The sequence below is a fragment of the Emticicia sp. 17c genome (assembly GCF_037153985.1).
In the GTDB taxonomy this organism is placed as follows: domain Bacteria; phylum Bacteroidota; class Bacteroidia; order Cytophagales; family Spirosomataceae; genus Emticicia.
The window spans coordinates 355,164-377,022 of sequence record NZ_JBBAYI010000001.1 but is presented as its reverse complement, the minus strand read 5'-3'; the positions used below and the strand labels follow the sequence as shown (position 1 = coordinate 377,022).

The window sequence follows — 21,859 nt, the reverse complement described above, 5'->3', positions numbered from 1 at the left end:
GGCCGCTTAATAGCGGCCTTCATTTTTTTACCATTACCAAAAACAAAGAACTTCCGAAACCTCCATTTTTCAACACTCGTTCTTCTATCTTCACAATTCTGTAAAAAAAATTATTAAGCCAATTACTAGGCACGCTTACATCAGACTTTATTTTTGACTTATCAATAAGATTTAGTTTTAACTCTAATTGTTGCCATAAGCGCACCACCAGAATAAGGGGAGATAAAAACAAACTCCAATAAGCATAGTTAGCAATTTTTAATGAAGTTTGCTTTAGATATTTCTCAAAGTCTGTTTTCGTAAATCTTTGTACGCCTCCTACGGCAATATCATGTGTACCATAAAAAATATCGAAGGCATTATTGTTTGAAATTAGTATTCCATCAGGCTTCAACTTTCTATCCATATTGCTGATAGCTCTTACGATAAGTTCATCTTCAAACTGATATAAAACGTCATTATTGATAATGACATCAAACGAATTATTTATAAATTCAGAATCAAAACTAGCTATATCAATTTGTTTAACTTTCAAGTTTCGTTCAAGACAGAAACTCACGGCATCAGACGAAAAATCAAAGCCTTCTATATTTTTGTATCCGTGATGTAGCAGAAAACTCATAAGCCCTCCGGTACCACAACCAGCATCCAGAATAGTGATATCTTTATTTTCACCAAATCGATTTGTAATTTCATGCAAGATTTTTTCATGCAAGATTTTATACCACCAAAGTTTTTCTTCGGACTCAAACATTGCCTGATATTCTTCTCTACTACTTAGCATGAATTGAATTATATTTTTCTACAAATTGAGGTGTAGCATTCTGACTTAAAAAAAGTTTCCCTACATATTCGCCAATAATACCAAGCGACGTTAATTGTATACCACCAAAGAAAATAAACATAGCTATTCCCCAACCTGGCAAGTATTTTATCAGATATAAGAATGTAAGAATTAAGGATAAAAAAATCAGCAATAGCCCCATTCCTAAAACTAGTCGTATCGGCATAAGTGAATAGCCAAACAAAATAATCATGAAAAGTCTAATTAATTTTTTAACTGTATAATTAGACTGTCCCTCCATACGGTCGTTATGTTGTACTTGCTGCCGACCTACATTTGTGGTCACTCTAAAGATTAGTGCATCAATATAAGGATACGGCCCTTTATACTTTACAATTTCTTCAACTACTTCTTTTTTTATCAGTTTAAAACTTGACAAATATAAATTACTTGGTTTATTAATGAGTACCGTAGTAATTCGATTCACAAGCCAGCTTCCGAGGTTTCTAAAAAAATGGTGTTTTTTTTCAGAGTAGTAACTATATACTACATCATAATCATTGGTCTCGGCTTTTTGAAGTAATTTTAAAATTTCAGCAGGTGGATTCTGAAAATCGTCGTCGATAATTACAGTGTACTTTCCACTTGCATAATTAAGCCCGCACATGACAGCATTAAACTCACCAAAATTTTTACGTAAAGAAATGAACTGTACGTTATCATATTTTTTACATAAGGCCATACATACTTTTTCAGAATTATCTGGGCTACCATCGTTTACAAGAATTACTTCATAACTCAATGCAGATAATTCATCATGTAATTTTTCAATCAGTTTAGTAATTGTTCTTTCTCCCTTATAAACCGGTATGACTACTGACAAGAGCATGGTTACTAATCAATATAAATTTATGATATCGATAATATAATTTATTTGTACCTCCGACAATGCTATATTCAAAGGAAGGCTAACTATTTCATTATGGATTTTTTCTGAAATCGGAAAAGAGTGGTTATTCCATTCATGGTAAGCCTTTTGTTTATGAGGGGGTACTGGATAATGCACATCTGTACCGATTTTATAACTTGTCAGATACTCACGAAACTTTTGTCTATCTTCAACCCTAACCACAAACAGATGCCAGGCATCCATCTCTACCATTTCGGTAGAAGGTAAAATAACTTTAGAATTTTTTATGTTCTCTAAATATTTTCTGGCTAGTTTCTGACGAGCTTCATTTTCCTTATCCAGATTTGGCAACTTGATACTTAATATAGCAGCCTGCATTTCATCAAGTCTACTGTTAAGCCCTTGCTCGTCAAAAATATATTTTTCACCCGATCCATAATTTCTGAGCGCACGTATTTTATTGGCAAGCTCATCGTTATTAGTGGTGACGGCGCCGGCATCTCCCATTGCTCCTAAATTTTTTGTAGGGTAAAAACTAAACCCAGCACCATCAGATAAATTTCCAGCCTTTTTACTTTTATATATTGCCCCATGAGATTGGGCCGCATCTTCAAAAACTTTCAGATTATTTTTTTGTGCAATTCTCAGAATCTCCTCCATCTCACAACACTTGCCATACAGATGCACAACAAGTATACCTTTTGTATTTGCATTTATTTTTTCCTCAATATTTTTGGGGTCAATTAAATATGTATGTAGGTCTGGTTCAACTAATACGGGTTTTAACCCAGCCAATGAGATAGCCAAAATACTAGCTATGTAGGTATTTGAAGGAACCAGAATTTCAGATCCCACTGGAAACTCAGAGGCTTTGAGTAAAAGTATCAAAGCATCAAGCCCGTTGGCTACTCCGATACAATGCTTAGTTCCACAATAATTGGCAAACGATTGCTCAAACTTTTTAACTTCTTCCCCTAAAATATACCAACCTGATGCTACTTTTCGAGCTAGGGTTTCATTGATAGAGTCTTCGTATTCCTGATTAATCGCTTTTAAATCTAAAAATGGGATATTGCTGTTATTAATATTCAACTTATTTGTTCGGGGTTAGTACTACTTATCTTCCACAAATTCCTTTAAAATCGCATCTTTCACAAATTTTCAGGTCATTTGTTTGTATAAATGGTATTTCAGGATTGAGCATTTCTGTTACTAAATCAGATAATATCTGCTCTGATTTTTCTATAAAACCAAAGATACTCGGGTTATCGTTAAAACTCAAATTTACCTCCAGATTTTCTTTCATATTCCTAAATGAATAAATTTTAGCTTTTACGTCATGAGTATCGAGCCTTTCACCACCCAGAAAAAAATCTTTATTTTCAAGAATGCTCTTTAACATCAAGTATTGATATAGCCACAACTGACGCAACTTTTCTTTATCTGGGTCAATGAGTGCTTCTTCAAGAATTTGTTCTTTCGATTTTTCAAGTTCTTTCTTACTAACCTTTCCAGTTTTGTAATCAATTACTTTGATGATTTTACCATCGCGTTCAATTCTATCAACCCTACCTGCTATTTTCACCTTTTGTACTTTTCCAAGAATAGGTTTATCAAAAGAAACCTCAATCTTTTTCTCGGTTTCTAATACATCGAACGGAAAGTTCTGGCTTTCTTTCTGGTGACTAAAGAAATCGGCTAATAATTGCTCGGCCACTTGTTTAAGCAGATAGTTCATACCTGACTCTATGACGTATCCTCCGAACTGTTCCTGATAAGCAAAGTCTAATCGTTCAGGAATTTCTTTTACTATCGAATCAATTAATTCTCTTGTCATTTTCGGCCCATGGTCTTTATCTATTTTTTCAAGCGTATTATGTAACCATGTTCCAAAAATATCTGCTCCAAAATTTTCATCAACCTCTTCACGTTTTGATATACTGGCAATTTTATCAAAATAAAATTTCATTGTACAATGCAGGTACTCATTTAAATAAGTAGGATAAATTCCTTTATCTGCAATCAAGCGGCTGATATTTTGTAGTATATCAGGGGTTTTAAAAATCTCTATTTTATTAACTATCTCATTATCAGTGTTTTTAAAATAGTTTATTTTCGGATACGAGATTTTTATCCTTTTATTTTCCTTAGCTAGTTCGTTTTCAATCTGCAAAATAAATCTACTCTTTTCAGTGCTATTCCCTCCTACTCCTTCACCTGTTGGTATTACATATAGCACATCAATATCTTTAGCTCTTTGCATAAGCCTAAAAAAATGATACGACATAATGGCGTTCTGGTCTGACTGAATAGGTAAACCAAACTCAACTGAAGCATCAAATGGAATCAAGGAGTTTTGATGCTTGCTAGAAGGAATAACCCCCTCATTGACTGAAAGAAAAATTACTCTCTCAAAATCAAGGCAGCGTGTTTCGAGCATTCCCATAATTTGCAGGTTTGCAATAGGCTCACCGCTAAACGGAATTCTCTCTTGCCGAATTAACTCATAAAGGAAATGTTTAAAACTTTTAAGATTTATATTTCTATTATTAAATAGTATTTTTTCAAGACGGTTTAAAATAGTCAGAAACAAATACAGGTATTCAGTTTCAATAGCATCTTTAGATTCTCGATAAACACTTCTTAGTTCATCTATCAAATCATAGAATGATTGAAGTGCTTTTTGAGAGTCATTGTCCCAACGTGTAAAAATAATTTTAAAAAGTCTATCTCCCTTGCCAAAGTCCAGCATTTCATCCTGACTCAGATAGACAATATTACCCTGTACTATTTTCCTTAGGGTTTCTCTAAAAATATTGAGTGTCTTGGCTTCTTCCTGATTAAGGTAGTTTATCTGTTCATATTTCCGGCAAAATGGATGGTTGAGAATTTTGAAAACATGCCTATGGCTAAACTTTGGAACTTTAATGGTCTCCCCTGTTTTAGTCTTAAATTCAGCAATGTTTTGCTGTAATTCAAAAATTGCATCAATGAGTGTAAACAACATTGACCCTCTCAACGACAAACCCATTGTTATATTAAAATCCGAAACAACGGTGTCAAGCGAATACATTAGTGGGTGTAACAGATTTTCATCACACAAAACTATGGCTGTTGGTACGTTCGGATTTTGGGCTAATACTTCTGCATAAATTGTTCCGGCCACTTTTGCTTGAAGCGTGGCATTTTCAACACCAATTATTCTAATATTTTTCTCTTCTGTCAGTAACAGATTGGTTTGCCAGTTCCATTCACCAAATTTCCCCCCACTCTTATATTTTCTTAGAAGAGTTCCACCCTTATGATTAAACTTTGAACTCATAAAATATGAGTCAGCGTCCCATAGAACTTCAGCTTTGTTTATCTTCACTAGCTTTTCAACAACTTTTTCTTCTGAGGTACTAAACGCATTAAAGCCAATAAAATAAAACTTATCAAAAACAATATTTTCTAGTAAGAGTGTCTCGACCTCCTCTGCCAGAAGCCTATATGACATACCTCGATAAGCGAAACCCTTCATTCGGAGTTCGCTATGCAAATCATTATAAACATTATAGATGTTTTCAAATAGTTTAAAGTATTTGTCTGTTGTTTCAGTTTTTTCTATTTCTGGTTTACCCAATTCCTGCAATTCAAGATTCCACCTTGCAATGGTTTTTGCCTCGCTTATATAATCGAATAATGATTTCGGATTTCCTATTAGATACTGGTCGATAATATCGAAGTCTTTCAACAAAGTTGGAGCCCATGAAATAAATCGGTCGAAATCAACATTAGGGTCATATTTTCTGAAAGTCTCGTAAAGTTCATACAACAAACTTACGGGGTCTATCGGGTTGAATCCTGCCATTTTAATAACAAAATCATCGATAGCAAAAACTTCAGGAGCAAGAAAAGGGACAGAAGAAAGCCGCGCCAGATAACGCTTAAAATAAAAAACAGCCCGTCGGTTGGGTAAAATAACACAGACATTTTTTAGTTGGGCTAACGAATGTCTATCAAAAATATGCCGAGCTGCTTGTTCTAAAAATACCATTGAGATTCTGATTGTTATAAATAATGCACGAGGGTATTTATTTATTGTTTAGCTAAAATAAATATCCTCATTGTTTATTTATAAGCCTACTGCAAGGTACAGATTTTTATCAAATTTATCAATTCACACTTTTATTGGATACCTTATCAAACAACTTAAAAGGCAAAAAATTTGATTGTACTTTTTCAATACACCCTCAACAAACTTGCAATTAATTATTAAATAAAACAACAGTTCAACAAGCACAAAAGCCTGAGGAAATAATATTTTCTCAGGCTTTTGTGAATAAAATATTACTAACAAAGAAAAATTCAAAAAAATATGCCTCTTTGTATGTAGATACAAAAAATAAAACTATTTCAAGAATACGCTATTTTTTCTCTAAAGCCTGTTTATATGCTTTTAGGACCCTCTCTCTGGCAAAGGTATGCTCTACAATTGGTGTTGGGTATGCAAAAGTGTTTAATTCAGGAATCCATTTTTTTATGTATTTATGTTCAGGGTCAAATTTTTGAGTTTGAGCCGTAGGATTAAAAATTCTGAAATACGGCACAGCATCGCAACCGCTACTTGCAGCCCACTGCCATCCACCATTATTAGCGGCAAAATCAAAGTCGAGTAATTTTTCAGCAAAGTAGGCTTCTCCCCAACGCCAATCAATCAGTAAGTGTTTTATTAAAAAACTAGCTGTAATCATTCTAACCCTATTGTGCATAAATCCTGTCGTATTTAACTCTCTCATTCCGGCATCAACTATCGGATACCCCGTTTTTCCGTTACACCATCTTTCAAATTCATTTTCATTGTTGCGCCACTCAATGGCATCATATTCTTTCTTAAAAGATTGGCCATCACTAACAGCAGGAAAATGATAAAGAATATTCATATAAAAATCTCGCCAGATTAGCTCGTTAAGCCATGTCTGATTAAGATGTATAGCCTGTTGTACCATTTTTCTGACACTTATTGTACCAAAACGTAAGTGTACACTAAGCCGGCTAGTACCTTTTATGGATGGAATATCTCTTGATTTATCATAATTTTTAATGAGATTTTCCTGAATATGTTTTTCAGGAATGGAAATGTGGGTTTCCTGAAATCCGATTTCAGCTAATGTAGGAATAGCCTCGGCCGTTATTTTAAGAAAATTATTAAAGTATTTTTCAGTAGGATACGATTTAATATAAAAATCGTTCAAGGTCTCTCTCCATTTACGACTATACGGTGTAAAAACAGTATAAGGCGTTTTACTACCACTTAGCACTTCATTTTTTTCAAAAATAACTTGGTCTTTATGTGTATAAAAACCGATACCTTTTGCATTTAATAATTTTCCTATTTGTGTATCACGTGCTATTGCATACTTTTCATAATCATGATTAGTATATACCTCGGCTATCTCGAAGGCTTCGGTTAAAGATTTCCATACTTCAAAAGGGTTGCCATATTTTACCACAATGGCTGATCCCATTGCAGCTAACTGCTTATTTAAGTCTTCTAAAGTTTTATGAATAAAATCTACCCGTGCATCATGTTTGTTGCCGAGTTTATCCAGAATTTCTGTATCAAATATAAAAATGGGTAGTACCGGAAAACCACTTTTTAAAGCATAATAAAGCCCTGCGTTATCATCTAATCTTAAATCTCTCCTGAACCAAAATATACTGATTTTTTCTTTCATCTCCATTTATTAAACTTTTATCGTCGCTATTATTTTTTTAATCTATACAATGAAATAAAAACTTTACTTTTGGGTTAATTGTTTGTCTAAATCAAAATCAATTTCTAATAAAATTAAATATCACAATGAAGAGAATAATTGTTAGCCTTTTCTCATGTATTGCCTTTAGCAGTTTTGCCCAAAACACCCCAACCGCCGATGCCATTATTGAAAAGTATATTACGGCTATTGGAGGAAAAGAAGCTATTGCCAAAATTCAAGACATGACTATTAATAGTACCAGCGAAAGCCAAAGAGGAACCTCTGAAACTGAAATAAAGTATAAGTTCCCTGATAAATATACGATGACCGTCTATTTTAATGGTAATCAGGGAATGACAACCGTCTACGATGGCAAGAATATTAAAACAAGTGGTGGTTTTGGCGGACGAGGTGGCAATGGCGCGGGTGGTAACCGCCCTCCGATAGAAGGAAAAGAGGCAAAAATTCAAGCTATGCGCTCGAGTCCTTTTTTTGAATTGCTATACGACGAACTTGGTATTACACGCACAGTTTTAGGAACCGAAAAAGTGGGCGATAAAGATGCCTATAAAGTTGAAATTACAACACCCGATGGAAAAAAATGGGTAGATTATTTTGATACAACCTCTGGTTTAAAAGTAAAAAACTTTTCTTCAAACGAGACTCCACGAGGTAAGTTTGAAAGCACGGTATCTTACGAGAATTATAAAAAATTCAAAGGCACAGAAATTCTGATTCCGTCTGTAACTAAAAGAAGTGCTGGTCAGATGGGCGAAATTGTTTCGGAGGTACAATCAGTAAAAGTAAATAAAGGTTTGAAAGATTCAGATTTTGAGATAAAAGAGTAACTTTCTTTACCTGACCTCCTTCATTCAGAGTTTATCCCTCCTTTCTTAACACAAAGGAGGGATTTTTCATAAAATCAGTTTTTACACAATCCAATTAATAAAGTTCTGTTTAGGTAATAAAAATATCGTTCATTTTATCAAAAAAGTCTGCACATTTTCGTTTATTCGCAAATATCTTTAGGCATTGTCTATCAATAAAATCATGAAAAAACCTTTTTTATTATTTTTCCTTTCTATTCCGCTTATACTTTCAGGTTTATTAATTATCTACAAAAATGAGCCTGCTAGTACTACACATACATCTTTTTATCGTAAAGAGCTAATTACAGGTGCCGAACAGATTTCTTCTTATTTACCTTTACTAAAAGGCAAAAGAATTGGCATGGTTGTAAATCAAACATCAATTATTGGTAAAAAACCGAGTGTAGACAGCCTTTTAGCATTAGGAGTAAATATTGTAAAGGTTTTTGGACCTGAGCATGGTTTTAGAGGTAATGCCAGTAATGGCGCAAAAGTTGATGATAATGTTGATACTAAAACCGGAATTCCGATTATTTCGCTCTATGGAAAAAACAAAAAGCCATCAAAAGAGCATCTGGCAGATATTGACCTGATGGTATTTGATATTCAGGATGTAGGTGCACGTTTTTATACTTATATAAATACGTTGAACCACGTAATGGAAGCCTGTGCTGAACATAATAAAGAATTAATCATATTAGACAGACCTAACCCTAATGGTTTCTATGTTGATGGCCCCGTTTTAGAAGATCATCTCCATTCCGGCATTGGAATGCACCGTATTCCTATTACACATGGAATGACTATGGCCGAATTTGCACAGATGATAAATGGGGAGGGCTGGATTCCGAATAACATGAAATGCAAACTACATATTATTAAAGTGGCCAACTATACTCATGATACGCCTTACGAGTTGCCGGTTTTCCCTTCTCCCAATCTGAACACACAACAAGCTATTTTACTCTACCCAAGTTTGTGTTTATTTGAAGGAACCATTCTTAGTCAGGGCAGAGGTACTTATATGCCTTTTACAGTTTTGGGTGCTCCGGCATTAAAAGGGAAATACGATTTTAGTTTTCGGCCTGTAAGTATTCAGGGTATGAGCGAAACCCCATTGCACCAGAATGAAGATTGCTACGGATTAGACCTGCGTAAATATGATACCAATGAATTTCGGAAAACCAAGCGTTTAAACCTTAAATGGCTTATGGAATTATATAAGGCATATCCTTACAAAGACAAGTTCTTTGATATGACCCAAAGCAAACAAATGGGAAATTTTAATAAACTGGCCGGTACCGAAAATCTGAAACAACAAATAATAGATGGAAAGTCAGAGGAAGAAATTCGTAAAAGCTGGGAACCAGGCTTAAGCACTTACAAAAACATACGTAAAAAATATTTACTGTACCCATAATTGACTGTTCAATATTTTGAAAGAAATTCTGGATTTGTTCGGAATAACAGGTAATAGTGTTAAGCACACCGGAGATCCTTACTACTCATTACGGATTCAATAGCATGGCATCAGGCTAAAACAGAATGTTTACAGTTTACAAGCTATAATGCCAGCTTAGTGAAACAACTTGCACTCAGGCTATTGTTTTCAGGCTATGTGTAGTAGTATATTTCAACCTGAAAATTTTCAGTTACTTGCGCAGGAATTTAAAAACTTTATTCCTATCCTAAACGCTCTGAATGTGCTATACTAACAAATAATTAATTCATAAGTTAAATAATATATGACCGTATATGCCGTTCAAACCAAAGAATAATTTTAGCCAAACTTTTAATTAAACACCTATTATGAGAAAAACAATAATAATCTTGAGCGTGCTGGCCTGTTGCACCTTGTCATGTGTAAGTACACAAACTACTACTTCGTCAGGTCAGAAAACAACAGATCCTATGCTAGCACCCATGAAACTAAATGGTAGCTGGCAACTCGAAGAAATACCGGGAGCAAGGGTGGCTTATACCGACAAAAAACCAATGATTAGTTTTGATGTGAGTAACAACAAATTTGCAGGTAACACTAGTTGCAATAATTTTAGTGGCTTGCTGGTTGTATATGGTAGTAGAATCAATTTTAATAAATCGATGGCCATGACCAAAATGGCATGCCTGGGAGATGGGGAGTCAACCTTTGTTGAATCTCTCAAAAAGGTTGACTCGTATACTGTAAATGCCGACAACTCATTGACTTTAAGTGCTGGCGACACCGTGGTGATGCGTTTGGTAAAGATTATCAAACAATAACTAATCTGAAATATTAGTCAGTACATTATCCTTGTTAAACTTATAGTCTTTACTAAATAATAGTACTACTTTAGAACGGTTAGCATTATCTATAATAATGCTTGCTTTTTCTCTGCCATCAATATAGCCGGCACCTAACTGCTTTTGCCCATTAGCTAGCTCTTGGGTAGTAAATTTATTTGAATAAACAATATTACCTTTTACGTCAATATAATAAAGATTCTCTTTTTGTCTTACAGCAGCTAGCCCCTCTTCGAAAGCACTTACTTTATCGAACATTGCCGGAATAAATTCTTTACCATTGCTATTCATAAAACCATATTTCCCATTTATTTTAAATGCCGCAATGTTATCTTTAAAATCATCGAGTAAATCATAACGGGCCGGAACAATCTCCTGCCCATCTTTATTAATAACTCCATATTTATCTCCTTTCATTACAACAGCAACTCCATTCTCAAAGGGGCCAACATTCTGATACATCGGGCTAATGAGCATACTATCCTTCTGATTAATTACCCCTGAAAGTTCTCCTATTTTAACAGTGGCTAATCCTTCATGGTACGAACTGGCAATATCGTATTTACATTCAATCACTTCATTACCGTTTTGGTCGATATACCCGAATTTACCATTTTTCATAACAACAGCGTAGTTCTCGGCAAAAGGCAACGAAAATTCATATTTATAATCAATAACTAGTTCGCCGATTGTATTGATATAACCATTTTTACCATTTTTAATTACCATTGCTTTTCCGTTGGTGAAACCCATTCCAAAATCATATTGTGGGTTTATAACCATTTTTCCTTCTTTATCTATGAAACCATATTTTCCATGAATACTTACTAGCGCATAGCCTTCAGAAAAAGGTTCACAACTGTCAAAAACCAACGAAGATAGTAAAGTACCATTTTTGCGGATAAAACTATATTTATCTTTTTGTCTTACAATGGCAAGTCCATCTTCAAAATTCAATGCCATATCATATTGGCAAGGAATTTGCAAAAAGCCTTTACGGTCAATAAAACCATACTTCCCTCCTATGTTCACCCTTGCCATATCATCAAAGAAATAAAGGCCAATGGTTTCACTTGAAAAAATGTAAGGAGATTTTTTTGTTTCCTGAGCGTAAGAATGTAATAAAAGTAAGGATAAAATACTGAATACAATTGTAGTAGTTTTGTTAGGCTTCATATTTATGGCATATTTATACGTATAAATCAACCAAACATTATGCCAAAGAACGAGAGTTGAGTTCTATTAACAATCAAAAACTTTATTGGTGACTCCATTAAATAGGACAATTGATATATTTTTCACAGCCAGATACATTATTTATATAAATTAAGGCCAAAAAAACACATCCAAATCGGACGAACCTTGCAGATACTATCATTTCTTAACGTATCTTTGCAAAAAAATATCATTAGTGCGATTCGACAACAGAAAAAAACTTGGTATAATTGGTGGTGGGCAATTAGGTAGAATGCTCATTCAAGCAGCCATCGATTTTGACTTGACTATCAAAACCCTTGACCCTGATAGTGACGCTCCCTGCAAATTTATTTCTCACGAGTTTGTAAACGGCTCTCTGAAAGACTTCGATACAGTTATGGCTTTCGGTCAAGACTGCGATATTATTACTATTGAAATTGAGAACGTCAGTATCGAAGCCTTGGAAGCTCTTGAAAAACAAGGTAAGGCTGTGTTTCCTCAACCATCTGTTCTGCGTATTATTCAGGATAAACGCGTACAAAAACAGTTTTACAAAGAAAAAAACCTCCCTACTGCTGACTTTATTCTTACTGATAATCAGGCAGATACAAGTACTCACTCCGATTTTTTGCCCGCTGTACATAAACTTGGCAAAGGCGGGTATGACGGCAAGGGTGTACAAATTTTAAATACTGCCGCCGATTTTCCAAAGGCATTCGACCAGCCCGGTGTACTCGAGAAAAAGATTGATTTTGAAAAAGAATTAGCTGTAATTGTTGCCAGAAACGAAACTGGTGAAACCCAAACCTTTCCGGTCGTAGAAATGGTATTTCACCCAGAAGCTAACCTTGTCGAATACCTTTTTGCTCCTGCTAATATAAGCAACGAAATTGCAAAAAATGCAGAAGAAATAGCTATACAAACAGCCAATGCTTTAGGTATTGTGGGTTTATTGGCAGTTGAAATGTTTTTAACTAAAGACCAACAGATTTTAATTAATGAAGTAGCACCGAGGCCACACAATAGTGGGCATCAGACTATCCGTGCTAACGATGTTTCGCAGTTTGAGCAACATTTGCGTGCAATACTAAACTTACCTTTGGGTAGCACTCGAGCGCATTCAAAAGCGGCAATGGTTAATTTGCTAGGAGAAGAAGGTTACGCTGGCGAAGTCATCTATCAGGGTATGGATGAGGTACTTGCAATTGAGGGGGTACATCCGTTTCTTTATGGAAAACGAATAACCAAACCATTCAGGAAAATGGGGCATATCACGATTATTGATCAGGATTTTGAAAAATTAAAAGAAAAAGTCATTTTTGTAAAAGATAAATTAAAAGTTATAGCTAAAAACGCATAAGCATTATTATTACTTGTATGCACGCTATACTTATAAGAAGATAAAATTAAAGGCAATGGTTGGAATTATCATGGGCAGTTTCTCTGACTGGAAAGTTATGGCAGGAGTTGCAGAAATTTTAGACGAATTAGAAATCCCTTACGAAAAAGAAGTTGTATCGGCTCACCGTACACCACAAAAAATGTTTGACTATGCACTTTCGGCACGTCGGCGTGGGTTAAAAGTAATTGTGGCAGGTGCAGGTGGCGCGGCTCACTTACCGGGTATGGTGGCTTCAAGTACCACTCTTCCTGTTGTTGGAATTCCGATTAAGTCAAGTAATTCTATCGACGGCTGGGACTCTATCCTGTCTATCCTCCAGATGCCTTCTGGTGTTCCGGTAGCAACTGTTGCATTAAATGGTGCCAAAAATGCTGGCATTCTTGCGGCTCAGATATTAGGTGTAGGAGATGAAGAAGTAGCCAAAAGATTACGGAATTACCGTGAAGGTTTGAAAGACTTGGTAGAGGAAATGAACGAAGAATTGAAAAAAAGTATTTAAGTATATACAATTAAGTATGGTTTCATTTTGTTATTACATACAAAATGATTGTATATTTATGGTAAATATATCATCTATTTAATTGTATCTGGCCAAAAAACTTGTTTTCCTATATATTAGATTAACTAAATTTCCTAATACCATGCAGTTCGAAGACCGCGAACAACGTAATGAACGTCCCAAAGAAGCCTCACGAAATTTACCAATGGCCGTGCTGTTGGTTCTGGTGGGAATTATCTGTGCCTTGCTTTATATCGGTTGGAAATATATGTCTGACGACACATCGGCCGCCGATAATCTGACTTCTGTGCCTGCTGATTCAGCAGCGAATGCTATTAATAAACAACCAATCACCGACGAAACAACTGCGTCTAACGAATCAGAAGAAAGTTCTTCTGAAAACTTACCAGATATTTCAGTGCCTAAAGTAGGTGACAAAAAGAACGATGCTGGCTCTAAACCAGAAGAGGCCAAGCCTAAGGAAGAAAAACCGAAGGAGGAAAAACCTAAAGAAGAAAAACCAAAAGTTGATATTCCGACAGGTGGAGAAACCTATACTCATGTTGTAGGTGACGGCGAAACATTTTTTGGTATTGCCAATCGTTTCAATGTAAAGAAAGAAACCCTGAAAGCCATGAATCCTAACATAGAAGAAAGTGGCATTAAAGTAGGAGTTACCAAACTAAAGGTTCGAATCAAAGCAATTCATACGGTTGGCCCTGGTGATATATTAAGAGTTGTTGGCAAAAAATATGATGTCCCAGTAGACCTGATTATGAAAGCTAATAAAAAGACAAAGAATTTTGCTGAAAGGGGAGAAAAATTAGTAATCCCGTATGCAAAGAAAGAATAAATCTGGAGGGCCGAAAAGCCCTCTTTTTTTATAAACTATTGTAGTAATCAAAAATTTTCAGAAGGTCTGAGTGGCTTTTTGTATTTAAATTATTTTCCTTAATAAATTTTTCAATTGCTGGCTTTTGGTCTCCCATTGCAACGTACAAATCTTTTTTGCTATTCAAAATTATAACTTCTTTTCCTCTAGCAAAATACAACAGCTTTTCTTTAATGATTTTAGTATCTTTATTACTAGCTACGTGAAAGCCGCTAGGATTATCAGATTTATTGATAATTATTCTGGTATATTCAAGGAGTTTTAGTTTTCCATTAGCCAAAATCTCAAAAAAACCTGATTTAAGTTTTTCGGTTTCATCAAGAAATTCAAATACACTAATGTAATTTTTTATGGGCTGGTTAGCTTTCTGTGCTGAAAATTGCTGAATTAAAGAACCAGACAACACTTTTATACCTTCGGAAGTTTTAAATTCTACATCATTACCTTGTAGCACTACCCGCATCTGAATATCATCAAGGCTGTCGAGTTTTACTGTTCCCTTTAAAGTACCTATAATTCTGGGATAAAACTTAACTTTAGCCAATGCCCACTCGGTATCCAGATAACTGGCATCGGGCAATTCTGCGGTTTGTGTTTCAAAACCAGATAATATCTTCGGACCAGTAAGGGGTGTATTTCTCGAGTTTCCAGTTATACCCTGTTGAGCAAGAACATGGTAATTGAAGAAAATAGTACTAATAATAAGCCAATAATTAAGTGTTTTCATAAATAATAGCTTTAATTAAGAAAATGAAATACTGTATGAACCCATTTAACGGCGTTGTAGCCTGTCAGGAAATTATTTTCTTCTTCTAAATTATTTATGAACGCCTCAATAATTTCTTGACTATACCATAAAGTTCACAATAAGAAGCACAATAGTCAGAACTATTAAAACCCATGACTGAATAAGATCTGTTTTTCTTTTTCTTGTCGGGTCTACAACACTCAGGTTAAGAAACTGACACACTAAACAAATCAAGCCTAGTGAAATAAGTATCGTATTTCTAAATGTTGGTGAAGGCATCAGCCCGGGTAAAACAATAATTCCTAAAAAAGATAGAACAATAATCCATCTATAACTTTGCTTCGATAAAAGTGCCATAATATTTTTATAAATTTTAACAGTAATTATAATGATTCTTCTTTTGAATCTTTGTCTGTTTTATCATTAGCTATTGCTTCAATGCTCTCATTAGTATTTGAAACGGTTGGCAATTCATCTTCTTTTAATGACGTATTTTCTTCGCCAAACGCTTTTTCTTCTCCTTCAATTTCCTGATTGTCTATACTACTACTTGTTTTTTCTTCGTGCATAAAGAAACTTTTCTGGAAAATCAGGATACTTACAACGCCACAAAAAATACAAGCATCGGCAAAGTTGAATATAGGAGTAGTATTATATTGCCCACCTATAAACGGAATCCAGTCTGGATAATTCCCATCTAGCCCATAAGCATAAAACATATCAATTACCTGCCCATGAAACCACGGTGAAGGGGCATCAAGTGGTGCATTTTTTAAAAGTACACCATAGAAAGTACTATCTATTACATTGCCAATTGCACCACCTAATACGGCCGCAATTGACCACAATAAACCATTGTGCGCATTTCGGCGGGCCAGATGAACCAGATACCAGCAAATACCTACCATTGCACCAAGCCGGAAAAGAGTAAGAATAAGTTTTCCGTAAATTCCTCCCAGTTCCATTCCGAAGGCCATCCCTTTATTTTCAACATAATGTAACTTGAAAAAACCGGGAATTAAATCTATTTCGCCATAATAGTTCGGAATTACATCATAAAACATCCAGAGTTTAATGACTTGATCCGTCACTATCAACAAAAATGTAAGAAGTAGAAATTTAAACGGAGACTTCCCCTCCAACGAGCCACTATAGGTAGTCATTTATTAAAGTGTTTAATGCAAAACCTCTGATAAGGTATTATACCTCAAAATTTATTATTCATTTGCCATCTACAAAACGATGACCTTTATTATTTTATTAAATATTTCTTTAACTTATGCGTTGCTTTTCCTGCGGCTTCTTTCTTTTTTTATCAGAAGAAATTCACGACTGCTTTGTCCGGCAATTGAAGTATTTTCTTCGGCACGACGGAAAAGATAAGGCATCACGGCCTCAACAGGGCCATAAGGCACGTATTTGGCTACGTTATACCCTGCATTAGCCAGATTAAATGATATGTTATCGCTCATACCCAGCAATTGAGCAAACCATATTCTTTCGTCGCTGATTGCTACTCCTTTATCTTTCATTAAATCAGCACATAATAGGCAGCTTTCTTCATTGTGAGTTCCCAAACAAATTGACAAAACGTCAAGATTTTCAATCGAAAAATGAATAGCTTTATTAAAATCAGTATCAGTATCTGCTTTTTTGGCATGAATAGGGTCCTTATATTCTAGTTCAGCCGCTCTGCGACGCTCTTTTTCTATATAAGCTCCCCGCACTAATTTAGCTCCTATTTTGTATCCTTCCTGACGTGCAATGTCACAAGCCGTTGTGAGGTGTTCTAAGCTCTCCCAACGATAAAGCTGAAACGTATTGTATACAATTGTTTTATCTTTAACATTATACTTCCGCATCATTTCATAGCTCAAGTCATCAATTACATCCTGAATCCATGACTCTTCAGCATCCAGAAAAATTCTTACATTCTGTTCAGCCGCATGTCTACACAATTTATCTACCCGATTGCGCAGGCGGTCAAATGCTTCTTTCTCTGTATCGCTCAAAGTATTCGGAAACTCTTGTACTTTTTCAAGAAGATCTACCGAGCCTATACCTGACACTTTAAAAACCGAAAAAGGGATATCTTCACGCTGAATAGCAGCCCTGTCAATAGTTTTCAGTACCTCATTTGTGGTTGCTTCAAAGTCCTTTTCGTTGTCTTCACCCTCTACCGAATAGTCCAGAATAGTACCAATTTTGCTTTTTGCCAAGCTCTCGATAGTCTTTTGGCAAGTGGCAATGCTTTCTCCTCCGCAAAATTGGGCAAATATGGTATTTTTAATCAACAATTTTATAGGTAATCCTAATTTTATTGCGAGTTTTATAAAAAATGTTCCTATCTTTACAACCCAGTTTTGATTCATCAACGCAAAAATCAAATAAGTTTTACGCAGCTTACTGTTTGACTGATGAGCAAAAGCAATTGAAGTATCATCGAAATTTAACGAGCGGTTTTGTATAGCCGTTTTCATTATTTCAAATATTGGTTTCTTTTAATTTTTTCAGTTCTGATGATGAATTGTACTATTTTAAGAAACATTATTATTAATAACAGTCTATTTCTTAAAATTGTTTGCAAATATACGCCAAAGAATAGACATTTAATGAAACAATATTAATAATTCGGTAATACCTTGCAGTGCCAATGCTCATTGATGGTAGCTATTGTAAATACATTTGATAAAATTTATAAGCATTGAAAAAATTGACAAAACAAATTTTAAGAAAGAAATGAAAGCAAATTTAGATGTACTTCCTCTTAATAGTTGGATAGATACAAATGGAAAACCCTTAATTATTGCAGGTCCGTGTAGTGCCGAAACTGAAGAACAAGTAACTGAAACCGTAACTCGTATTGCCAAAGAAGGTTATGCCCATGTAATACGTGCCGGTGTTTGGAAACCACGTACGCGTCCGGGTAGTTTTGAGGGTATGGGCGAAGCAGCATTACCATGGTTAGCTGCTGTAAAAAAAGAAACAGGTCTACCAATTGCAGTGGAAGTAGCAACACCTCAACACATCGAATTGGCTTTAAAATATGGTATTGATATTCTTTGGATTGGTGCAAGAACCACAGTTAACCCATTCAACGTGCAGGATTTAGCCGATGCGCTGAAAGGTGTTGATGTACCTGTGCTTATCAAAAACCCTGTTAACCCAGACCTTGCTCTTTGGGTTGGTGCATTTGAGCGTATTGCAGGTGCAGGTATCAAAAAAATGGCCGCTATCCACCGCGGGTTTTCTAATGCGCAAGAAACCAAATACCGCAACTCGCCTATGTGGCAACTTGCAGTTGAGCTAAAAACTTTATTCCCTCAATTACCTATTATTGGCGACCCAAGCCACATGGCCGGTAAAAGAGCTTACTTATATGAATTAGCACAACGTGCGTTAGACCTTAACTACGATGGCTTAATTATTGAGTCACATCGTAATCCTGACGATGCGTGGTCTGATGCTTCACAACAATTAACTCCTGAGGCTTTAGGCGAAATGCTACGCGAACTGGAAGTACGTAAGGCATCTTACGGGGAAGATTTCCAAAGCGAACTTGACAGATTACGTCAGAAAATTGACAATATCGACCGCGAACTAATGGAGGTTTTAGCTGCTCGTATGGCCGTAGTTGAAAAGCTTGGAGAATATAAAAGAGATAATAACGTAGCTGTTCTTCAACTTGACCGTTGGAAACAAGTTCATAGCAGCCGTGCTGAATTAGGCAAAAAGCTCAACCTTTATCCTGAAATGATTGAAGAGTTGTTCAAACTGATTCACATGGAATCTATTCGCAAACAAACAGAAGTAATGAATCAACAAACTGCTTAAGCAGATTGAAGAATATTAACGAAATGAAGAATAAAAAGCGTCAGGTCTTAAATCTGACGCTTTTTTATTCTCTGAAATAACGCCACATTTTCATTTTGAAGAATAATATCTTAGTTCGGTTTTTGGTTTTTTCTAGGTCAATATCATAGAGAAAACGCTTACTTGTATAAGTAAGGGGTAAACCCAGGGTATTATAGGCAAAGATATTTTCTCCGCTGGGTTTTCTCTTAGATATATATTGCGAAAAAAGAGGCGAGTTCTTCAAAAATATGGTATCTCGCTTATCAGAAAATACTATTTGATTGCTTCTGAAACCAGCATTTTTTTTAAAAGAAGCAAATAAGTAAGGGTTATACACACGCTTGATGCCAATCTGTGCGTTTGTGTTTACAACAATCAACAGCAGTACACCAAACAATAAACTTGTTTTCATGCCTTCAGAATGGTTTAGATAATAAAATAACGCTTGGTAGAATAGAAAATTTTATAAACTAAGGCTATCATTTTATAAAGGCGTAAATTTCCCGTAACTTTGTAAAAATAACCTAAAAGTTATTGAACCTCATTAAATATTGATTAAAATAGTAGAAATCAATCACTTTATTTGCTTGGTTTCAGATACTAGCAGCGCTTATGAGCAAATACGCAACAACCGAAATTACAAGTGCCGAAATTCCGTCGGATAACCCCGTACATCAACGACTATACTTTCCATATACCGAAGCCGCTAAAATTATTCATGGCAATGTGTTAGAACTAGGCTGCGGCTGGGGCCGTGGTGTTGAAACACTTATTGAAAAATGTGACCACTATACTGGCCTTGATAAAAATGAACCGCTGATTGCGCAATTACAGGCCCGATACCCGAAACATACTTTCAGCATTGCGGATTTACCTCATCTGACTGCATTTAAAGATAATACTTTCGATTTTATTATTACTTTTCAGGTAATTGAACATATTCAGGATGACCACAAGTTTTTGTCAGAAGCAGCCCGTGTACTGAAACCCAATGGTAAAATTCTTCTGACTACGGTAAACAGACCTTATTCGCTCAGCCGGAATCCGTGGCATATACGTGAATATGACACAAATGAGCTTCGTAGCCTTATGCAAAAATACTTTTCTAAAGTAGAAACAATGGGTGTAGGTGGTAACCAGAAAGTCTGGGATTATTACGAACAGAATAAACAATCTGTTCGTCGGATTATGCGTTTCGATATTTTCGATTTACAACACCGCCTGCCTGCATGGATGCTCCGTGTTCCTTATGAAATTCTAAACAGGTTTAACCGCAATAAGTTGATGGATAAAACCGATGGTCTAGCAGCTGAGATTCGCTGGGATGACCATTACCTGTCGAATGAACCAGAAAAATGTATTGACTTCTTTTTTGTAGGTACAAAATAATTTATTGGGCGATTTACCAATCGCCTGATTATTTCTTTTAGTGCATTTATATCTTCATATACCATTCTGCCGTAGAGCTTGCCATTACTGCGACTTTCACTTCAGTACCAACCTTACCATGAAAAGTACGGTGGTGGAAGCAATTTGTAGAGAAATTGAGTTACAGGCCAATTACCTCACAGATAAACGCCTACAAACTATTTATTTTGGAGGGGGAACTCCTTCCCTACTCAACATCAACGAATTGTACGATATTTTTGAAACAATTAAAAAGTATTATACTTTTTCAGACGATATTGAAATCACACTTGAAGCCAACCCCGACGATATAACTAAAGAACGTTTAGCTATTTTACAAAGGTTCGATTTTAATCGGCTAAGCATTGGTATTCAGTCATTTAATAATGACCATTTAAAAAAATTAAACCGTATTCATGATGCCCAAGAGGCTGAATCGTGTGTGAAGCTAGCACAGGATATGGGCTTTCAGAATATAACCATTGACCTGATTTATGCCATTCCTTATGAAAACCATCATATTTGGGAGCAAGATTTACAAAAAGCCCTGTCGCTAAACGTACCGCATATTTCGTCGTATTGCCTCACGATAGAAGAAAAAACTGTTTTCGGGAAATGGCTACAAATCAATAAAATTCCACCTATTAATGAAGATTTTGCCTCTGAACAGTTTAAAATTTTAGTAGATACCCTCGAAGGGGCAGGTTATGAACAATACGAAATTTCAAATTTCTGCCGTAATAACCAATACTCCCGTCATAATTCTTCATACTGGCAACGGCACGAATATCTGGGAGTAGGCCCATCTGCCCATTCTTATAATGGTTTTTCTCGTCAATACAATGTTGCCAATAATCCGGCTTACATCAAATCTATACTTTTAGGCCAGATACCTGCCGACTATGAGATGCTGAGTAATGAAGAAAAACTCAATGATTATATCCTGACGGGGCTTCGCACTAAATGGGGATGCAACCTGACCGAAATCGAAAAATTAGTAGGAGCAAAATGGCATATATCTAACAAGGATATATTGAAACGCTACCTTTCTCAAGGTTTCTTACAAATTCACAACGAAACCCTTCTGTTAAGCAAAAAAGGAAAACTATTTGCCGACCGCATAGCCAGCGATTTATTTCTCATATAGGCAAAAGTAAGAAACTACCCTAAAATCAGTCTATTAGTTGTTATTATTCCTTATTTTTTTAACTTTGTTTAAAGATATACTAACCCTAGCTTAAGTTAAGACAGATAAAATATCTACACTTGTAGATA

At 35.5% G+C, this 21,859-nt stretch carries 19 protein-coding genes; 9 read left to right on the top strand and 10 right to left on the bottom strand.

What is annotated here, in order from left to right:
* Positions 1-19 precede the first annotated feature (19 nt).
* From WAA15_RS01615 to WAA15_RS01595, 5 genes are all read right to left on the bottom strand, one after another.
* Positions 20-784, bottom strand: coding sequence for a class I SAM-dependent methyltransferase (locus WAA15_RS01615; RefSeq protein WP_337040623.1), 765 nt, complete (start codon positions 782-784; stop codon positions 20-22).
* Positions 774-1,673 carry a glycosyltransferase family 2 protein gene (locus tag WAA15_RS01610; RefSeq protein ID WP_337040622.1) on the bottom strand — a complete coding sequence of 300 codons (900 nt, stop codon included), beginning with the start codon at positions 1,671-1,673 and terminating at the stop codon, positions 774-776. Before WAA15_RS01610 ends, WAA15_RS01615 begins: the two co-directional genes overlap by 11 nt.
* Before the next feature lie 9 nt (positions 1,674-1,682).
* Complete coding sequence (locus WAA15_RS01605) at positions 1,683-2,786, bottom strand: DegT/DnrJ/EryC1/StrS family aminotransferase (RefSeq protein ID WP_337040621.1); 1,104 nt, start codon at positions 2,784-2,786, stop codon at positions 1,683-1,685.
* Positions 2,787-2,811: 25 nt separating this feature from the next.
* Complete coding sequence (locus WAA15_RS01600) at positions 2,812-5,730, bottom strand: PD-(D/E)XK nuclease family protein (protein WP_337040620.1); 2,919 nt, start codon at positions 5,728-5,730, stop codon at positions 2,812-2,814.
* A gap of 370 nt (positions 5,731-6,100) precedes the next feature.
* Complete coding sequence (locus WAA15_RS01595) at positions 6,101-7,411, bottom strand: cryptochrome/photolyase family protein (protein WP_337041306.1); 1,311 nt, start codon at positions 7,409-7,411, stop codon at positions 6,101-6,103.
* A gap of 125 nt (positions 7,412-7,536) precedes the next feature.
* Between WAA15_RS01595 and WAA15_RS01590 the strand changes: the two genes are divergently transcribed.
* The 3 genes from WAA15_RS01590 (at position 7,537) to WAA15_RS01580 (ending at position 10,563) form a co-directional block, all read left to right on the top strand.
* Positions 7,537-8,280, top strand: a complete 744-nt coding sequence (locus WAA15_RS01590; protein ID WP_337040619.1) for a hypothetical protein — start codon at positions 7,537-7,539, stop codon at positions 8,278-8,280.
* 202 nt (positions 8,281-8,482) lie between these two features.
* A complete protein-coding gene (locus tag WAA15_RS01585) occupies positions 8,483-9,721 on the top strand; it encodes an exo-beta-N-acetylmuramidase NamZ family protein (protein WP_337040618.1) in 1,239 nt (412 codons plus the stop codon).
* 389 nt (positions 9,722-10,110) lie between these two features.
* Entirely contained in the window at positions 10,111-10,563 is a 453-nt protein-coding gene (locus WAA15_RS01580; protein ID WP_337040617.1) for an META domain-containing protein, read from the top strand.
* Here WAA15_RS01580 and WAA15_RS01575 read toward each other — a convergent pair whose 3' ends face one another.
* A complete protein-coding gene (locus WAA15_RS01575; protein WP_337040615.1) occupies positions 10,564-11,760 on the bottom strand; it encodes a WG repeat-containing protein in 1,197 nt (398 codons plus the stop codon).
* A 235-nt stretch (positions 11,761-11,995) separates the two neighbouring features.
* Between WAA15_RS01575 and WAA15_RS01570 the strand changes: the two genes are divergently transcribed.
* The 3 genes from WAA15_RS01570 to WAA15_RS01560 all read left to right on the top strand — a co-directional run bounded on the left by WAA15_RS01570 (position 11,996) and on the right by WAA15_RS01560 (position 14,535).
* Positions 11,996-13,141, top strand: a complete 1,146-nt coding sequence (locus WAA15_RS01570) for a 5-(carboxyamino)imidazole ribonucleotide synthase (RefSeq protein ID WP_337040614.1) — start codon at positions 11,996-11,998, stop codon at positions 13,139-13,141.
* Between the two features lie 55 nt (positions 13,142-13,196).
* On the top strand, positions 13,197-13,682 hold the full coding sequence (gene purE, locus WAA15_RS01565; protein ID WP_337040613.1) for a 5-(carboxyamino)imidazole ribonucleotide mutase: 486 nt from the start codon (positions 13,197-13,199) through the stop codon (positions 13,680-13,682).
* 142 nt (positions 13,683-13,824) lie between these two features.
* Positions 13,825-14,535 carry a LysM peptidoglycan-binding domain-containing protein gene (locus tag WAA15_RS01560; protein ID WP_337040612.1) on the top strand — a complete coding sequence of 237 codons (711 nt, stop codon included), beginning with the start codon at positions 13,825-13,827 and terminating at the stop codon, positions 14,533-14,535.
* A 28-nt stretch (positions 14,536-14,563) separates the two neighbouring features.
* On the opposite strand, the gene WAA15_RS01555 is transcribed toward WAA15_RS01560, so the two are convergent.
* The 3 genes from WAA15_RS01555 to WAA15_RS01545 all read right to left on the bottom strand — a co-directional run bounded on the left by WAA15_RS01555 (position 14,564) and on the right by WAA15_RS01545 (position 17,802).
* Complete coding sequence (locus WAA15_RS01555) at positions 14,564-15,301, bottom strand: hypothetical protein (RefSeq protein ID WP_337040610.1); 738 nt, start codon at positions 15,299-15,301, stop codon at positions 14,564-14,566.
* Positions 15,302-15,705: 404 nt separating this feature from the next.
* A complete protein-coding gene (locus tag WAA15_RS01550; RefSeq protein ID WP_337040609.1) occupies positions 15,706-16,485 on the bottom strand; it encodes a lipoprotein signal peptidase in 780 nt (259 codons plus the stop codon).
* Between the two features lie 114 nt (positions 16,486-16,599).
* Complete coding sequence (locus WAA15_RS01545) at positions 16,600-17,802, bottom strand: proline dehydrogenase family protein (protein ID WP_337040608.1); 1,203 nt, start codon at positions 17,800-17,802, stop codon at positions 16,600-16,602.
* Between the two features lie 259 nt (positions 17,803-18,061).
* Between WAA15_RS01545 and WAA15_RS01540 the strand changes: the two genes are divergently transcribed.
* Positions 18,062-19,156, top strand: a complete 1,095-nt coding sequence (locus WAA15_RS01540; RefSeq protein ID WP_337040607.1) for a chorismate mutase — start codon at positions 18,062-18,064, stop codon at positions 19,154-19,156.
* A 64-nt stretch (positions 19,157-19,220) separates the two neighbouring features.
* Here the strand turns inward: WAA15_RS01540 and WAA15_RS01535 are convergent, their stop codons facing one another.
* Positions 19,221-19,589 (bottom strand): hypothetical protein, encoded by a 369-nt coding sequence (locus WAA15_RS01535; protein WP_337040606.1) that lies wholly within the window; start codon positions 19,587-19,589, stop codon positions 19,221-19,223.
* 200 nt (positions 19,590-19,789) lie between these two features.
* Here WAA15_RS01535 and WAA15_RS01530 point away from each other — a divergent pair, with 200 nt between their 5' ends.
* Both WAA15_RS01530 and hemW read left to right on the top strand, forming a co-directional pair.
* Positions 19,790-20,566, top strand: coding sequence for a class I SAM-dependent methyltransferase (locus WAA15_RS01530; RefSeq protein ID WP_337040605.1), 777 nt, complete (start codon positions 19,790-19,792; stop codon positions 20,564-20,566).
* Positions 20,567-20,606: 40 nt separating this feature from the next.
* On the top strand, positions 20,607-21,731 hold the full coding sequence (gene hemW, locus WAA15_RS01525; protein ID WP_337040604.1) for a radical SAM family heme chaperone HemW: 1,125 nt from the start codon (positions 20,607-20,609) through the stop codon (positions 21,729-21,731).
* Positions 21,732-21,859: the final 128 nt, after the last annotated feature.

Bases quoted from the DNA above. Each gene is read 5' to 3' on its own strand.
- WAA15_RS01535 (WP_337040606.1), bottom strand. From the start codon at position 19,589: ATGAAAACAAGTTTATTGTTTGGTGTACTGCTGTTGATTGTTGTAAAC.
- WAA15_RS01530 (WP_337040605.1), top strand. From the start codon at position 19,790: ATGAGCAAATACGCAACAACCGAAATTACAAGTGCCGAAATTCCGTCG.
- WAA15_RS01590 (WP_337040619.1), top strand. From the start codon at position 7,537: ATGAAGAGAATAATTGTTAGCCTTTTCTCATGTATTGCCTTTAGCAGT.
- WAA15_RS01615 (WP_337040623.1), bottom strand. From the start codon at position 784: ATGCTAAGTAGTAGAGAAGAATATCAGGCAATGTTTGAGTCCGAAGAA.
- WAA15_RS01540 (WP_337040607.1), top strand. From the start codon at position 18,062: ATGAAAGCAAATTTAGATGTACTTCCTCTTAATAGTTGGATAGATACA.
- WAA15_RS01550 (WP_337040609.1), bottom strand. From the start codon at position 16,485: ATGACTACCTATAGTGGCTCGTTGGAGGGGAAGTCTCCGTTTAAATTT.
- WAA15_RS01555 (WP_337040610.1), bottom strand. From the start codon at position 15,301: ATGAAAACACTTAATTATTGGCTTATTATTAGTACTATTTTCTTCAAT.
- WAA15_RS01560 (WP_337040612.1), top strand. From the start codon at position 13,825: ATGCAGTTCGAAGACCGCGAACAACGTAATGAACGTCCCAAAGAAGCC.
- WAA15_RS01575 (WP_337040615.1), bottom strand. From the start codon at position 11,760: ATGAAGCCTAACAAAACTACTACAATTGTATTCAGTATTTTATCCTTA.
- WAA15_RS01595 (WP_337041306.1), bottom strand. From the start codon at position 7,411: ATGAAAGAAAAAATCAGTATATTTTGGTTCAGGAGAGATTTAAGATTA.
- WAA15_RS01580 (WP_337040617.1), top strand. From the start codon at position 10,111: ATGAGAAAAACAATAATAATCTTGAGCGTGCTGGCCTGTTGCACCTTG.
- WAA15_RS01545 (WP_337040608.1), bottom strand. From the start codon at position 17,802: ATGAAAACGGCTATACAAAACCGCTCGTTAAATTTCGATGATACTTCA.
- WAA15_RS01585 (WP_337040618.1), top strand. From the start codon at position 8,483: ATGAAAAAACCTTTTTTATTATTTTTCCTTTCTATTCCGCTTATACTT.
- WAA15_RS01610 (WP_337040622.1), bottom strand. From the start codon at position 1,673: ATGCTCTTGTCAGTAGTCATACCGGTTTATAAGGGAGAAAGAACAATT.
- purE (WP_337040613.1), top strand. From the start codon at position 13,197: ATGGTTGGAATTATCATGGGCAGTTTCTCTGACTGGAAAGTTATGGCA.
- WAA15_RS01600 (WP_337040620.1), bottom strand. From the start codon at position 5,730: ATGGTATTTTTAGAACAAGCAGCTCGGCATATTTTTGATAGACATTCG.